We start from the raw sequence: 582 nt of genomic DNA, 5'->3' as shown, positions 1-582 counted from the left end.
TGCCAGCATAGTCCCCCCAGATGGCGGGTGATCTCAATCAACGATCATTGGCATGATGCCGCACCGTCATACCGGAAAAGCCGGTATGTCAAAAAAACACGTGTAAAATCAAGGTACGAGTAGCCATGTCCAGTATCATGACCAATTCCTCGGCGCTGACCGCGCTGCAGAGCTTGAACAACACCAACAAGCAGCTCGAGACCACCCAGTCGCGTATTTCGACTGGTTACCGCGTCGCCACCGCCTCCGACAACGCCGCCTACTGGTCGATCGCCACCTCGATGAAGTCGGACAACAAGGCGCTCTCGGCCGTACAGGACTCGCTCGGTCTCGGCGCCGGCAAGGTCGACACCGCCTACACCGCCATTAACGACGTCAAGGACCAGGTCGACCTGATCAAGTCCAAGCTGGTCACCGCCCGCGGCGCCAGCCAGGAAGACCAGCAGAAGATCGCGACCGAAATCAACGCCATCCAGGCGCAGATCAAGTCGTCGGTCACCAACGCCAACTTCGCCGGCTCGAACCTGCTGCAGAACGACGGCCTCGCCGCGTCCGACCTTAAGATCGTCGCTTCCTACAACC

General features: G+C 59.3%; 1 pseudogene. It reads left to right on the top strand.

Going from position 1 to position 582, the window contains the following annotated elements:
* Nucleotides 1-125 precede the first annotated feature (125 nt).
* Nucleotides 126-582 (top strand): annotated as a pseudogene (locus EOA33_RS37975) (flagellin); the annotation flags it as partial.

This window comes from Mesorhizobium sp. M4A.F.Ca.ET.050.02.1.1 (assembly GCF_003997725.1).
In the GTDB taxonomy this organism is placed as follows: Bacteria; Pseudomonadota; Alphaproteobacteria; order Rhizobiales; family Rhizobiaceae; genus Mesorhizobium.
This window is presented reverse-complemented; position numbering and strand designations above follow the sequence as displayed.